Source organism: Jiangella alkaliphila (assembly GCF_900105925.1).
Taxonomy (GTDB): Bacteria; Actinomycetota; Actinomycetes; order Jiangellales; family Jiangellaceae; genus Jiangella; species Jiangella alkaliphila.
Map to the genome: position 1 here is coordinate 2,228,741 of NZ_LT629791.1, position 13,313 is coordinate 2,242,053.

A 13,313-nucleotide genomic window follows, 5' to 3' on the forward strand; every position below is an offset into this window, starting at 1 on the left:
GCGGCACGGGGGCCGCGCGGATAGGCTGCGCTCGACCGAGACTCTGAAGGATGGATTCGCGTGGACCTGATGGAGTACCAGGCGAAGGAGCTCTTCGCCAAGCACAAGGTCCCGGTACTGCCGGGGTCCGTGGCCGAGACGGTGGACGAGGCCCGCAGGGCCGCTGCTGAGATCGGCGGCCAGGTCGTCATCAAGGCACAGGTGAAGACGGGCGGCCGCGGCAAGGCCGGTGGCGTCAAGCTGGCCGAGAACGAGGTCGAGGCCGAAGAGAAGGCCCGGGCGATCCTGGGCATGGACATCAAGGGCCACACGGTCCACCGGGTGCTGGTCACCCAGGCCAGCGACATCGACCAGGAGTACTACGTCTCCTACCTGCTCGACCGCGCCAACCGCACCTTCCTGGCCATGGCCAGTGTCGAGGGCGGCATCGACATCGAGCAGCTGGCGGTCGAGCGGCCCGAGGCGCTGGCCCGCATCCCGGTCGACGCCATCGCCGGCGTCGACGCGGCGAAGGCAGCCGAGATCGCCGACGCCGCCGGGTTCCCCGCCGACGTCCGCGACCAGGTCGTCGCCATCCTGCAGCAGCTGTGGACGGTGTTCATCAGCGAGGACGCCACGCTGGTCGAGGTCAACCCGCTGGTGAAGACGCCCGACGGCAAGGTCGTCGCGCTCGACGGCAAGGTCAGCCTCGACGACAACGCCGAGTTCCGCCACGAGGAGCACGCGCAGTTCGAGGACAAGGCCGCCGCCGACCCGCTCGAGGCGCGCGCCAAGGAGAAGGACCTCAACTACGTCAAGCTGTCCGGCGAGGTCGGCATCATCGGCAACGGCGCCGGCCTGGTCATGTCGACGCTCGACGTCGTCGCGTACGCGGGTGAGGAGTTCGGCGGCGTCAAGCCGGCCAACTTCCTCGACATCGGCGGTGGCGCGTCGGCCGAGGTGATGGCGAACGGCCTCGAGATCATCCTGTCCGACGACGAGGTCAAGAGCGTCTTCGTCAACGTGTTCGGCGGCATCACCGCCTGCGACGCCGTCGCCAACGGCATCGTGCACGCGTTCGGGCTGCTCGAGAGCCGCGGCGACCAGGTCACCAAGCCGCTGGTCGTCCGTCTCGACGGCAACAACGCGGTCGAGGGCCGGCGCATCCTGTCGGAGTTCGCCGCGCAGGCGCCCGCGGGCCTGATCGAGCAGGTCGACACCATGGACGGCGCCGCGCGACGCGCGGCCGAGCTCGCGGCAGCGAAGTAGGGGCGACGAGAGTCATGGCAATCTTCCTCGACGAGAACAGCAGGATCATCGTCCAGGGCATCACCGGCGCCGAGGGCACCAAGCACACGCAGCGGATGCTCAAGGCCGGCGCCAAGATCGTCGGCGGCGTCAACGCCCGCAAGGCCGGCCAGGAGCTCGACTTCACCGAGTTCAGCCCCGACGCCGTCCTCACCGTGTACGGCACCGTCGCCGAGGCGATGGACAAGACCGGCGCCAACGTGTCGGTCGCGTTCGTCCCGCCGAAGTTCACCAAGGACGCCGTCGTCGAAGCAGTAGATGCGGCCGTCGGCCTGTTGATCGTCATCACCGAGGGGATCCCGGTGCACGACACCGCCGAGTTCTGGGCGTACGCCCAGTCGAAGGGCAACAAGACCCGCATCGTCGGGCCGAACTGCCCCGGCGTCATCAGCCCCGGCCGGTCCAACGCCGGCATCATCCCGGCCGACATCACCGGCGCCGGTCCGATCGGCCTGGTCAGCAAGTCCGGCACGTTGACGTACCAGATGATGTACGAGCTGCGCGACATCGGCTTCTCCACCGCCGTCGGCATCGGCGGCGACCCGGTCATCGGCACGACGCACATCGACGCGCTCGAGGCGTTCGAGGCCGACCCCGAGACCAAGGCGATCGTGATGATCGGCGAGATCGGCGGCGACGCCGAGGAGCGGGCCGCGGCCTACATCAAGGAGCACGTCACCAAGCCGGTCGTCGGCTATGTCGCCGGCTTCACCGCGCCTGAGGGCAAGACCATGGGCCACGCCGGCGCCATCGTGTCCGGCTCGTCCGGCACGGCGCAGGCCAAGAAGGAGGCGCTCGAGGCCGCCGGCGTCGCCGTCGGCAAGACCCCGAGCGAGACCGCCCGGTTGATGCGGGAGATCTACCAGAAGCTCTGAGACCATCGGGGATCGGGAGAGACTCGGCCGGGCCGTCCTCGCGGGCGGCCCGGCCGATTCCCGTTCCAGGAAGTGAGGCGCACGTGAGCGACGTCCTGGCCGAACTGCGGCACGTGTTCGACGGCGCGGTGAAGGACCCCGACGGCTACCGGATCGTCTACGGCTACGACGCGGTCGAGAAGAACTACGTCGTGGTGAAGCGGACGATCATCCACTCGTTCGTGGTCGGCTACGTGCCGGGCACGAAGGACCTCGCGATCGTCGAGGTCGACGGCGATCCGGGCGCGCTCGCGGCCGGCCAGCCGCTGTACGTCACCGCTGACACGCTGAAGTCGGCGAAGAAGGACCTGCAGCGCCGCTACGTCATCCGGACCACCGACGGCGCCAAGGTGCGGTTCACGGTGCTGCCGAAGGTGCCGCGGCTGCTGCAGGCCGCCTACGTCCTGGACGTCGAGCAGCGCGACGAGGCCGCCGCGTTCGGCGAGTACTTCGACACGCTGCGCTGACTCCGGTCAGCGCGGGCCGTACGCCGCCAGGAAGACGCGGACGCCCTCGTCGGCGTAGCGGCGCAGCTCCGCGGCCGGCGGGGGAGCGTCGTCGCCGGTGAGCATGGCCCGGTTCAGCGGAATGGACATCACCAGCCAGTTGAAGTGCGCGGCCGCGAGGTCGGGGTCGTCGGCGGCGAGCAGGCCGCGCTCGGTGAGCCCGCGGAACGCCGCCGAGAGGTCGGCCATGGTCCGCGCCGGGCCGCGCTCGGCGAACAGCCGGCCCAGCTCGGGGAAGCGGCCGGCCTCGCCGATGACCAGCCGCCGCAGCCGCGGCCGCATCACCATGGTCAGCTGGCGGCGGGCGAGGTCGCGCAGGTCGGCCGCGACGTCGCCGGTGTCGCGCAGGCTCGCGACCTCGGCGTGCACCGGCTCGGCCGCCTCGTCGACCGTGTGCGTCACGATCGCGGTGAACAGCGCCTGCTTGCCGGGGAAGTGCGCGTAGACGGTCGGCTTCGAGACGGCGGCGGTGGCCGCGATCTGGTCGATGGTGGTGCCGGTTTAGATCCATGCTCGAGGAGGCAGTCATGGGCAAGATCGTGGTCATCGAGAACGTCAGCCTCGACGGCGTCATGCAGGCGCCGGGCGGGCCTGACGAGGACACCCGCGGCGGCTTCCGGCACGGCGGCTGGGGCGCGCCGTACGCCGACGAGGTCGCGATGCGAGAGATGAGCGCGGGCATGGCGCAGGGCTCGGCGGGTGGCCCGCTGCTGTTCGGCCGCGTCACGTACCAGAACTTCGAGGGGTTCTGGCCGAAGCAGACCGACGGCAACCCGTTCACGCCGGTGCTGAACGCCGCCACCAAGTACGTCGTGTCGACCAGCCTCACCGAGCCGCTGACCTGGGAGAACTCCGTCCTCGTTCGCGACGGCGGCGAGCTGGCCGCCGTCAAGGAGCGCGAGCCCGGCGACATCGGCGTGCTGGGCAGCGGCGAGCTGGTGCAGACGCTGCTGCGCGACGACCTCGTCGACCAGTTCGTGCTGTCGATCCATCCGCTGGTGCTCGGCGAGGGCACCCGGCTGTTCCGCGACGGCTCTCAGCTGGCGGCGTTCCGGCTGGTGAAGTCGGTCCCGACCACGACCGGCGTCATCATCGCGACCTATGACCGGGACCGCTGACCGGACGCTTTGCAATGAGCACCTATACGCACCGGTGCGTATAGGTGCTCATTGCAAAGGGCCCTGAACGGTCAGGTGACGGCGGCGCGGGCGGCGTTCTCGGGGCGGCGGTGCTCGTCAGCGGCCAGGATGGCGGCCATGTGCTCGACCGCGTCGTACACGTCGGCGAAGCGGGTGTAGAGCGGCGCGACGCCGAACCGGGCGAGGTCGGGCTCGCGGAAGTCGCCGACGACGCGGCGGGCGATCAGCGCCTGCACGAACCCGTACGCCTCGGGCAGCCGCAGGCACAGCTGCGAGCCGCGGGCGGCGTGGTCGCGCGGCACCTCGGCCTCGACGCCGTAGGCGCTCAGCCGGTCGGCGGCGAGGGTGAGGAACAGGTCGGTGAGCGCCAGCGACTTGCGGCGCACCGCCGCGATGTCGACGCCGTCGAACGCGTCCAGCGCGGCGTCCAGCACCGCCGTCCCGATGACCGGCGTGGTGCCGCTGAGCAGCCGCCGCACGCCGTCGGCCGGCCGGTAGTCGCGCTCCAGCGCGAACGGCGCCGCGTGCCCGAACCAGCCGGTGATCGGCTGGTCGACGGTGTCCAGCCAGCGCGGCGCGACGTAGCCGAACGCGGGCGCGCCGGGGCCGCCGTTGAGGTACTTGTAGCCGCAGCCTGCCGCGAGGTCGGCGCCCCAGCCGGCGAGGTCGACGGCGACGGCACCGGCCGAATGGCACAGGTCCCACAGCACGACGGCGCCGGCGTCGTGCACCGCGCGGGTGACGGCGGCGCCGTCGTGCATGCGCCCGAGCCGGTAGTCGACGTGGCACAGCGAGACCACGGCGACGTCGTCGTCCAGCACCGCGCTCAGCGGTTCGTCGTCGGCGGACCACCACCGCACCGTCAGCCCGAGCAGCCGCGCGACGCCGTCGATGACGTAGGAGTCGGTGGGGAAGTTGCCCGGCTCGGTGACGACGACCCGCCGGTCCGGCCGCAGCCGGGCGCCGGCCACCAGCAGCTTGAACAGCTGGACGCTGGTGGAGTCGCCGACGGTGACGGTGCCGGGCTCGGCGCCGAGCAGCGGCTCCAGCTTCGCCCCGACCGTCGCCGGCAGGTCGTACCAGCCGTGCGTGTTCCACGACGTGATGAGGTCGTCGCGCCATTCGGCGCCGACCAGCCGGCCGACCCGCTCGGCCACGCCGCGCGGCAGCGGGCCGAGCGAGTTGCCGTCCAGATAGATCAGCCCGTCCGGCAGGTCGAACCGGTCGCGCAGGTGCGCCAGCGGGTCGTCGCGGTCCAGGGCCTCGGCGTCGGTGCGCTCCATGACCCGCAGCGTACGACGCCTCAGCCGGCCACCCGCGCGACCGCGCTGGCCAGCAGCCCGGTCGCGACGCCCGGCCAGTCGCCGCCGGACGGGTCGCCCATCGCGTTGAACGCGACCGCGACGACGAGGTTGCCGACGCGGGCGACCCCGAGGCCGGCGAACGAGGTCTCCGAGCCGGGGTTGTCCGCGGTCGGGACGCTCTCGACGGTCCACGCGACGGCGTCGTCGGCGCCCTCGACCTCGACGGCGACCGGCTCGCCCACCGTCTGCTCCCGGTCGGCGTCCACCTCGCCGCAGACGTCGGGCAGCGAGGTGTGCGCGGCGACCACCTGGAAGGCCGAGTCGGCGTCGGGCAGTTGCCCCACCCACTCGTAGAGGCTGGCGTCGAGGTCGTGGTTGTAGCCGAGACCGGCGACGGTGACGGCGCCGAAGCCCATCGGGTCCTGCAGGCAGGGCGCCGACCCGAAGTCGACGTCCATCTCCGGCTGTCGGACGAAGCCGGTGGCCGTGCCGATCGCGGCGACGTCCGCCTCGGTGAGGAACGGGTCGTCGGCGAGCTCGAGCAGCTCCTCGGCCGGCGTCGTGGGCTCGTCGTCAGGCGCCTCTTCGGCCGGGCCGTCGCTCGGTTCACCGGTGGGGTCGCCGGTCGGGTCGCCCTCCGGCGCGTCGGCGGAGCTCTCGGGTTGGAGGTCGGCCCCGGCGAGGTCCTCGGTGCCGGGCTCGGCCACGCAGGTGGTGCCGAACAGCACGTCGCACAGCCGCGCCGCCGCCGCGGCCGGCACCGCGAGGTCCAGCTCGACGTCACCCACCGTGTCGGCCGTGGTCTCGGTCTGGACGGTGACGCTGACGACGTCGCCGCTGCGCACGATCGCGACCACGGCGACGGTGGCCTGCTGGTCGGCCGGGTCCAGGTAGTAGCGGGTCAGCCAGCCCTCGTCGCCGACGCCGGTGAGCGCCAGGGTGTCGCTGACGTACGGCACGCCGTCGTCGGCGCTCTCTTCGTCCAGGCACGTGACGAGGGTGTCGGCCACGCCGGTGGCGCTGCCGCCGTCGGCGAACCGCACGAGATCCTGCCGGACCTCGCCCACCTCGGCGGCGAAGCCCACCTGGGCACGGTCGAGGATCGAGCTCATGGTGTCGATGGTCGCGGCCGGGTCGCAGGCGATCTCGGGGCCGGGCTCGGACGCGGCGGTCCACTCGATCCCGGTGTCGCCGGCGACGTCCGCGGGGGTGAACAGCGCGGCGTCCAGCTCGGGCGGCGTCGTCGTGGGCTCGGGGTTCAAGGTGGACAGGCTGGCCGGCGGCGCCGGCTCGGGCGTCGCCGTGAGGTCGGACGGGCCGACGGCGAATACGCCGCCCGCGACCACCGCGACCCCGGCCAGCACCCCGCCGGTGACCTGGTGGCGGGTCCGCTTCGCCGCCCGCCGGCGGGCCGCCGACGGTCCCGGCAGTGAGACGCCGTCGAGGTCGGCCGACAGCCCTGTGAGGCGGCGCCGCAGCTCGTCGTCCAGGGGATCCGTCACGACGCCTCACCTCCCGCCGGGAGCCCCGCGGTGTCGCCGCTGTCGGTGAGCAGTTGTGCCAGCGCCGCCCGCCCCCGCGACAGGCGTGCCTTGATGGTCCCCGACGGTGTCCCGGTCTCGGCCGCGATGTCGTCGACGCTCATCCCGACCAGGTGGTGCAGCACGATCGCCTGCCGCTGGCTCTCCGGGATCTGCTTGAGCGCCGTGACCAGCGCGACGTGGTCCGGGTCCGGCGACGGCGAGTGGTCGGGCACACCGTGCTTGACCAGCGCGGTGACGCCGTTCTTCGCCTTGCGCCAGCGGCTGGCGGCGATGCGCCAGGCGACGGTGCGGATCCAGGCCTCCGGGCTGCTGGCCTGGCTGACGGTCTTCCAGCGCTGCCAGGCTCGGGCATACGCCTCCTGCGTGCACTCCTGCGCGTCGGCGAGGTTGCCGGTCATCGCGTACATCTGGTGCAGGACGCGGCGGTGGGTGGCGTTGTAGAACTCGTCGAAGTCGTTGGTGTTCGCGGCCATCGTCCTCACCCCCCGATCCGCTGCGCGGCGAGTTCCATCAGCCGCTGCATCTGCTCGGGCGAGAGGTCGACCTGGTCGACGCCGTAGTAGACGACGGTGACGACGTTGCCGCTGACCGCGGCGCCGGAGAGGAACACCGACCCGAACTCGGCGTTCTCCGAGCGCCAGGTGGTGGCCTCGTAGCCGTCGGTGGAGACCGACCCGGTGTTCTCCATCACGTCGCCGGGCTGGGTGAACTGGTCGACCGCGGCCATCAGCTCCGCGTAGTGGGCGCGGGCGGCCTCGGCGTTGGGGAACGTGGCGCGTTCCTGGTTGATGTTCGGCCCGCCGGGTTCCAGGGGGTCGCTGTAGTAGCGCTGCTCCATGACCTCGGCGCCGTCGGCGAACGGGTCGCGGGTGAACGCGACGTAGCCGTAAGCGGCGGGTCCGCCCTCGTCGTTGCTGCTGAGGACGTCACTGCCCTGGCTGAGCGCTTCGAGCCCGGCCTCGGAGAGGTCGTCGGCGGTGAGCCACCCGTCGACGTCGCCGGCCGGCTCGGGGTAGAGCTGCTCGCGCTCCGGCTCCGACGGGCACTCGGTGTCAGCGACCGCGCACAGCCGGCTGGTCGCCTCGACCGCGTCGTTCGGCTGGGCCACGCCGTTGTAGTCCTGGCCCTCGCCGCCCCTGACGACGATGTCGACGAAGCCGCCGGCGCGCGTGAGGCTCGCCTCGACGTAGGTCTGGGTGTCGGCGGTGGACGGCGGCCCCCGCCAGACCAGCAGGTACGTCTCGTCGCCGACGCCGCCGACCTGCCACTCCTGGATGAGGTTGTGGTCGTCGCCGTTCGCGCACGAGGTGATCTGGTCGCGCAGCTCCGCGAGCCGGGCCTCGGCGCCGGCTCCGGCCGGCTCGACGATGTGCTCGACGCGGTAGTAGGGCTCGACGGCGAACGCCGCCGCCGCGGCACCGTCACCAGCCACCGGCATGCACGGCAGCCAGCTGTCGCCCGCCGGGACCTCGACCCAGTCGGACGGGAACTCCTCGCCGCGGGTGAGGTACTCGAGGTCGATCAGCGCGCCCGGCGGAACGGCCAGCGAGCTCGTCCCGCCGCCGCCGTCATCGCCACCGGTGCCGCCGTCCTGGCCGTCGTCGCCGCCGGGGGTCTCGGTGCCGGTCGGGTCCGGGGTGGGCTCGACCGGCGTCGTGGTGGACGGGGTCGGCTCCGGCGTGGGGACGGCCGTCGGCGTGCCGGTCTCGCTCGGCGAGTCGACCGGCTCCGGCGACGCGATGAACTCGGGCGGGCTGACCGCGAGCACGCCGAGCGCGACCGCCGTGACGCCCGCCAGTACGCCGCCGGTCACCTGGTGCCTGGTCCGCTGCGCGGCACGGCGCCGGGCGGCGGCCGGACCGGCGAGCGACATGCCCGCAAGGTCCGATTCGAGCGACGACAAGCGCCGGGAAAGGCTGTCGTCGTGGCTGTCAGACACGGTGGCCTCCGGTGAGAGCGGCGATGTCGCCGGGGAGAATACGAGCCAGGGTGGTGTGGGCCTTCGCAAGCCGGTTCTCGACGGTCGCGACGGACGTTCCGGTCTCGGCCGCGATGTCGGCGACGGCCGCACCGGCGAGATACCGGACGACGAACGCGTAACGCTGTCTTTCCGGCAGCCGCAGCAGCGCCGCGACGAGGTCCGCGGACTCGGCGCCGGGCGGCGCCGCGGGTTGCTTCGGGCCCCGCTTCACGCCCCGCCGCAACGGGCCGGACGCCAGCCGCCACGCGGTGCCGCGAACCCACGCTTCCGGGCTGGTGGCAGCGGTGACGGCGGGCCAGTGGCGCCAGGCCCGCGCGTACGCCTCCTGGGTGCAGTCGCGGGCCCGGCCGAGGTCTCCGGTCAGCGCGTAGAGCTGATGCAACACGCGGCGGCTCGTGGCGTCGTAGAACGCGTCGAAGTCCGCGGGTTCGCGCATGCCGAAAACCTCCCCTGTGCCTATCGTTCTCCGCTTACACCCAGGAGGACCCGTGAGTGCGCCCCACGGTTGCACGACTTATTCGGTGATCGGGCGCGTTTCCTCGTAATCCGCTCGCGGGAAAGGCAGTCGATCAGGGCATCCCCGGCGTGGTGCCGCGGTTTCCCGCGGCCTTTCCGGTGACCATGGAGACGTGGCCGACCTGCTGACCCGACCGCTGCTCCGGCGCGACGAGCCGGCGTGGGGGTCGCGGGTCCCGTGGCTGGCGGCCATCGTGGCGACGGCGTGGGCGCTGCTGGCCGGGTTCGCGCTGTGCGTGCTGCCGGGGGTGGCGGTCTGGATCGCCGAGGGCGCGGTCGGGCCGCTGGGCGACCCGCTGCGGTTCGCCTCGCGCGTCTGGCTGACCGCGCATCATGCCGGTCTCGAGGTCGGCGAGGGGTCGTTCACGCTCGCCCCGCTCGGCCTCACCGTGTTGTTCGTGCTGCTGCTGCACCGGTCGGCCCGGTGGGCGGCGCACTCGGCCGGGGTGGCGACGACGCGCGGCGCGGCCGCCGTCGTCGTGCCGGTCGTGGTCACGTACGTCGTGGGCGCCGGGATCATCGCCGCGTCCACGGCCACCTCCGACGTCGCGGGCGACCCGTTCGAGGCGATGCTGTGGGCGGCGCTGTGGTCCGGCGCCGCCGCGACGACCGGGGTGGCGCACGAATCCGGACTGCTGGCCGACTGGTGGTGGCGGGTGCCACCTCTGATGCGCGCGGCACTGGCCGGCGCGGCCGCGGCGGTGGCGGGGCTGGTCGGAGTGGGCGCGACGCTGCTGGGGGTCAGCCTGCTCGCGCACACCGGCCGCATCGGGGACCTCGCCACCGCCCTGGACGCCGGCCCGCTCGGCGCGACGCTGCTCGTCGCCGGCTGCGCGCTGCTGGTGCCGAACCTGGTGGTGTGGTCCGCGGCGTTCGCGCTCGGACCCGGCTTCGCGGTCGGGACGGCGACCTCGGTGGCGCCCGACGGGGTCACGCTCGGCCTGCTGCCCGCCGTCCCGGTGTTCGGTGCGCTGCCGTCGGACCTGCCCGGCTCGGTGACGTGGCTCGTGGTCGCCGGGCCGGTCGTGGCCGGCGTGCTGGCCGGGCTGATCGTGCATCGGCGGCTCGGCTCGGTCCCGGTCCCAGCCGGTGCGGAGGTGGACGAGAGCGACGAGGAACCGGGCGGGGAGGACGTCGAAGGGGCGGACGTCGAGGAGCAGCCGGTGGTGCCGCTGTGGCCGGCGGCCGGGGTGGCGGCCGGCGCCGCGGCGATCGCGGCGGTCGCGATGGCCGTGCTGGCGCTGCTGTCCGGCGGTTCGGTGGGCGCGGAGCGGCTGACGGCTCTGGGCCCGGTGCCGTGGGAGGTCGCCGCCGCGACGTTCGGCCTGGTCGCGGTGCCGGCGGTCGTGGTCGTCCTGGCGCTCCGGTTCCGCCGCCGCCCTGCTGCTCCGGTGGACGCCCCGGTGGACGCCCCGGTGGACGCCCCGGCAGACGATGCGGCGCATGCGGCGGACGTCGACCCGGCGGACCGGGCAGAAGACACAGCGGAGGGTGAGCCGATCTCCGTCAAAGAAGAGGAACCACCACCTCCGCCACCAGAACAATAGGTCCGGGTATTGTCGCCGGGTGACCTGCCGGATCGTGGTGCTGGTATCGGGTGCCGGCAGCAACCTCGCCGCTCTGCTCGATGCCTGCGCCGACCCGTCCTACGGTGCGTCGGTCGTGGCCGTCGGCGCCGACCGTGACGGCATCCGCGCGCTCGACCTCGCCGCCGAGGCCGGCGTGCCGACGTTCGTCGAGCGGGTGAAGGACCACCCCGAACGCGCCGGCTGGGACAGCGCGCTGGCCGAGCGGACCGCCGAGCACTCGCCTGACCTCGTCGTCTCGGCGGGGTTCCTGAAACTGGTCGGCCCGGCATTCCTGCGCCGCTTCGGCGACCGCTATCTCAACACCCACAACGCGCTGCTGCCGTCGTTCCCGGGCATCCACGGCCCCCGCGACGCGCTCGCGTACGGCGTCAAGGTCACCGGCGCCACGCTGTTCTTCGTCGACGAGGGCGTCGACACCGGCCCGATCGTCGCGCAGGTCGCCGTCCCGGTGCACGACGACGACACCGAGGACACGCTGACCGAGCGGATCAAGGTCGCCGAGCGCGCCCAGCTGGTCGACTACATCGGGCGGCTGGCCCGCGAGGGCTGGACCATCAACGAGAGAAAGGTCACCATCCCGTGAGCGAGGCCCGTACGCCGATCCGGCGCGCGCTGATCAGCGTCTACGACAAGACGGGGCTGGAGGATCTCGCCCGCGGCCTGCACGCCGCCGGCGTCGCCATCGTCTCGACGGGGTCGACGGCGGCCCGCATCGCCGCCGCCGGGGTGCCGGTGACGGCGGTCGAGGAGCTCACCGGGTTCCCCGAGTGCCTCGACGGACGGGTCAAGACGCTGCACCCGAACGTGCACGCGGGCCTGCTCGCCGACGTCCGGCTGGAGAGCCACCGCGGGCAGCTCGAGGAACTCGGCATCGAGCCGTTCCAGCTGCTGGTGAGCAACCTGTACCCGTTCGCGCAGACGGTCGCGTCGGGCGCCGGGCCGGACGAGGTGATCGAGCAGATCGACATCGGCGGGCCGTCGATGGTCCGCGGCGCGGCGAAGAACCACGCGAACGTCGCCGTCGTCGTCGACCCCGCCCGCTACGGCGAGGTGCTGGCCGCCGTCGAGGCCGGCGGGTTCAAGCTGGGCGAGCGGCAGCGGCTGGCGCTACAGGCGTTCACCCACACGGCCACCTACGACGTGCACGTCGCGTCGTGGCTGGGCAGCGTCGTCGCGCCGCCGGCCGACGGCACCGTCTTCCCCGAGTGGGTCGGCGGCAGCTGGGATCGCAGCGCCGTCCTGCGCTATGGCGAGAACCCCCACCAGGCCGCGGCGCTGTACCGCAGCGGCTTCGGCGCGCCCGGGCTGGCCGGCGCGGAGCAGCTGCACGGCAAGGAGATGTCGTACAACAACTACGTCGACGCCGACGCCGCGTGGCGCTCGGCGCACGACTTCGCCGAGCCGGCCGTCGCGATCATCAAGCACGCGAACCCGTGCGGCATCGCCGTCGGCGCCGACATCGCCGACGCGCACCGCAAGGCCAACGCGACCGACCCGGTGTCGGCGTACGGCGGCGTCATCGCGGCGAACCGCCCGGTCACGGCCGAGGCGGCGGAGCTGATCTCGACGATCTTCACCGAGGTCGTCGTGGCGCCCGACTTCGAGCCGGGCGCGCTGGACCTGCTGACGCAGAAGAAGAACGTGCGGCTGCTGCGGGTCGCCGGCGCCGACGCCCGGCCGGTCGAGTCGCGGGCGATCTCCGGCGGCCTGCTCGTGCAGCAGGTCGATCGCGTCGACGCCGAGGGCGACGACCCCGCCACCTGGACGCTGGCCGCGGGCGACGCCGTCGACGAGGCGACGCTGGCCGACCTCGTGTTCGCGTGGCGGGCCGTGCGGTCGGTGAAGAGCAACGCGATCCTGCTGGCCAGCGGCGGCGCCGCGGTCGGCGTCGGCATGGGCCAGGTCAACCGCGTCGACTCCGCCCGGCTCGCGGTCACCCGCGCCGCCGAGCGCGCCGCAGGCTCCGTCGGCGCCTCCGACGCGTTCTTCCCGTTCCCCGACGGCCTGCAGGTGCTCGCCGAGGCCGGCGTCCGCGCCGTCGTCCAGCCGGGCGGCTCGGTGCGCGACGAGGAGGTCGTGGCCGCCGCCCGTGAGGCCGGCATCACGATGTACTTCACCGGTACGCGGCACTTCTTCCACTGACGACCGCGGCCCGGTTCGTCGGGGGTCGCCGCGTCGGACGGGGGAGGCCACGTTGGCCGTCCCCCTGCTGCCCATGGTCTTAGCCGCGGACCCGCGCCTCAAGCGGACTGTGGGGCGCTTCGCGCCGGCGATGACCGCTTGACCCGCGGGTCTGCGGCCAAGTGCGGGCAGTTATCAGGGGGACGGGGGAGTCTGGCGACGGGCGTCCCGGTCTGGTGTCACGTCCGTGCTGTCAAGACCGAGTTACTGGTGCTCTGGCCGTAGTAACTCGGTCTTGACGGCGTCGGGAGGGAGTCTTCCTCGCTATGGCGGGGAAAACTCCCATCGGACGGGGCGACGGCACACATCCGAGCTGCGCCCGGTCTTTCCCCGTCCTCTGATAGCGGCCAAG

The 13,313-nt window shown here is 72.9% G+C and carries 13 protein-coding genes and 1 pseudogene; 7 read left to right on the plus strand and 7 right to left on the minus strand.

The window, feature by feature from the left end; all coding sequences use genetic code 11:
* The first annotated feature begins 60 nt into the window (after window positions 1–60).
* The 3 genes from sucC to BLV05_RS10430 all read left to right on the plus strand — a co-directional run bounded on the left by sucC (window position 61) and on the right by BLV05_RS10430 (window position 2,668).
* A complete protein-coding gene (gene sucC, locus BLV05_RS10420) occupies window positions 61–1,248 on the plus strand; it encodes an ADP-forming succinate--CoA ligase subunit beta (protein ID WP_046769314.1) in 1,188 nt (395 codons plus the stop codon).
* Between the two features lie 14 nt (window positions 1,249–1,262).
* Complete coding sequence (sucD, locus tag BLV05_RS10425) at window positions 1,263–2,162, plus strand: succinate--CoA ligase subunit alpha (RefSeq protein ID WP_046769315.1); 900 nt, start codon at window positions 1,263–1,265, stop codon at window positions 2,160–2,162.
* An 83-nt stretch (window positions 2,163–2,245) separates the two neighbouring features.
* Complete coding sequence (locus BLV05_RS10430; RefSeq protein WP_046769316.1) at window positions 2,246–2,668, plus strand: hypothetical protein; 423 nt, start codon at window positions 2,246–2,248, stop codon at window positions 2,666–2,668.
* Window positions 2,669–2,674: 6 nt separating this feature from the next.
* Here the strand turns inward: BLV05_RS10430 and BLV05_RS10435 are convergent, their stop codons facing one another.
* Together BLV05_RS10435 and BLV05_RS38565 are read right to left on the minus strand one after the other, a co-directional pair.
* On the minus strand, window positions 2,675–3,109 hold the full coding sequence (locus BLV05_RS10435) for a TetR/AcrR family transcriptional regulator C-terminal domain-containing protein (protein WP_052762546.1): 435 nt from the start codon (window positions 3,107–3,109) through the stop codon (window positions 2,675–2,677).
* Window positions 3,110–3,121: 12 nt separating this feature from the next.
* Window positions 3,122–3,196: pseudogene (locus tag BLV05_RS38565) on the minus strand (TetR family transcriptional regulator); the annotation flags it as partial.
* 38 nt (window positions 3,197–3,234) lie between these two features.
* On the opposite strand from BLV05_RS38565, the gene BLV05_RS10445 reads away from it, so the two are divergent.
* Entirely contained in the window at window positions 3,235–3,825 is a 591-nt protein-coding gene (locus BLV05_RS10445) for a dihydrofolate reductase family protein (protein ID WP_046769410.1), read from the plus strand.
* A 71-nt stretch (window positions 3,826–3,896) separates the two neighbouring features.
* Here BLV05_RS10445 and kynU read toward each other — a convergent pair whose 3' ends face one another.
* From kynU to BLV05_RS10470, 5 genes are read right to left on the minus strand one after another with little or no spacing between them, the layout of a single operon-like run.
* Entirely contained in the window at window positions 3,897–5,138 is a 1,242-nt protein-coding gene (gene kynU, locus BLV05_RS10450; protein ID WP_172860792.1) for a kynureninase, read from the minus strand.
* 11 nt (window positions 5,139–5,149) lie between these two features.
* A complete protein-coding gene (locus tag BLV05_RS10455) occupies window positions 5,150–6,652 on the minus strand; it encodes a hypothetical protein (protein ID WP_046769318.1) in 1,503 nt (500 codons plus the stop codon).
* Window positions 6,649–7,167, minus strand: a complete 519-nt coding sequence (locus BLV05_RS10460; RefSeq protein ID WP_046769319.1) for an RNA polymerase sigma factor — start codon at window positions 7,165–7,167, stop codon at window positions 6,649–6,651. The genes BLV05_RS10455 and BLV05_RS10460 overlap by 4 nt, the downstream gene beginning before the upstream one ends.
* Before the next feature lie 5 nt (window positions 7,168–7,172).
* Window positions 7,173–8,567 (minus strand): hypothetical protein, encoded by a 1,395-nt coding sequence (locus BLV05_RS10465; RefSeq protein WP_052762547.1) that lies wholly within the window; start codon window positions 8,565–8,567, stop codon window positions 7,173–7,175.
* A 58-nt stretch (window positions 8,568–8,625) separates the two neighbouring features.
* Entirely contained in the window at window positions 8,626–9,111 is a 486-nt protein-coding gene (locus BLV05_RS10470; protein ID WP_046769320.1) for a sigma factor-like helix-turn-helix DNA-binding protein, read from the minus strand.
* 193 nt (window positions 9,112–9,304) lie between these two features.
* On the opposite strand from BLV05_RS10470, the gene BLV05_RS35720 reads away from it, so the two are divergent.
* The 3 genes from BLV05_RS35720 to purH are packed head-to-tail and all read left to right on the plus strand — an operon-like array spanning window position 9,305 to window position 12,922.
* Window positions 9,305–10,738 (plus strand): cell division protein PerM, encoded by a 1,434-nt coding sequence (locus BLV05_RS35720; protein ID WP_046769321.1) that lies wholly within the window; start codon window positions 9,305–9,307, stop codon window positions 10,736–10,738.
* A 19-nt stretch (window positions 10,739–10,757) separates the two neighbouring features.
* Window positions 10,758–11,363, plus strand: coding sequence for a phosphoribosylglycinamide formyltransferase (purN, locus tag BLV05_RS10480; protein ID WP_046769322.1), 606 nt, complete (start codon window positions 10,758–10,760; stop codon window positions 11,361–11,363).
* Window positions 11,360–12,922 (plus strand): bifunctional phosphoribosylaminoimidazolecarboxamide formyltransferase/IMP cyclohydrolase, encoded by a 1,563-nt coding sequence (gene purH / locus BLV05_RS10485; RefSeq protein ID WP_046769323.1) that lies wholly within the window; start codon window positions 11,360–11,362, stop codon window positions 12,920–12,922. Before purN ends, purH begins: the two co-directional genes overlap by 4 nt.
* The last annotated feature ends 391 nt before the right edge of the window (window positions 12,923–13,313 follow it).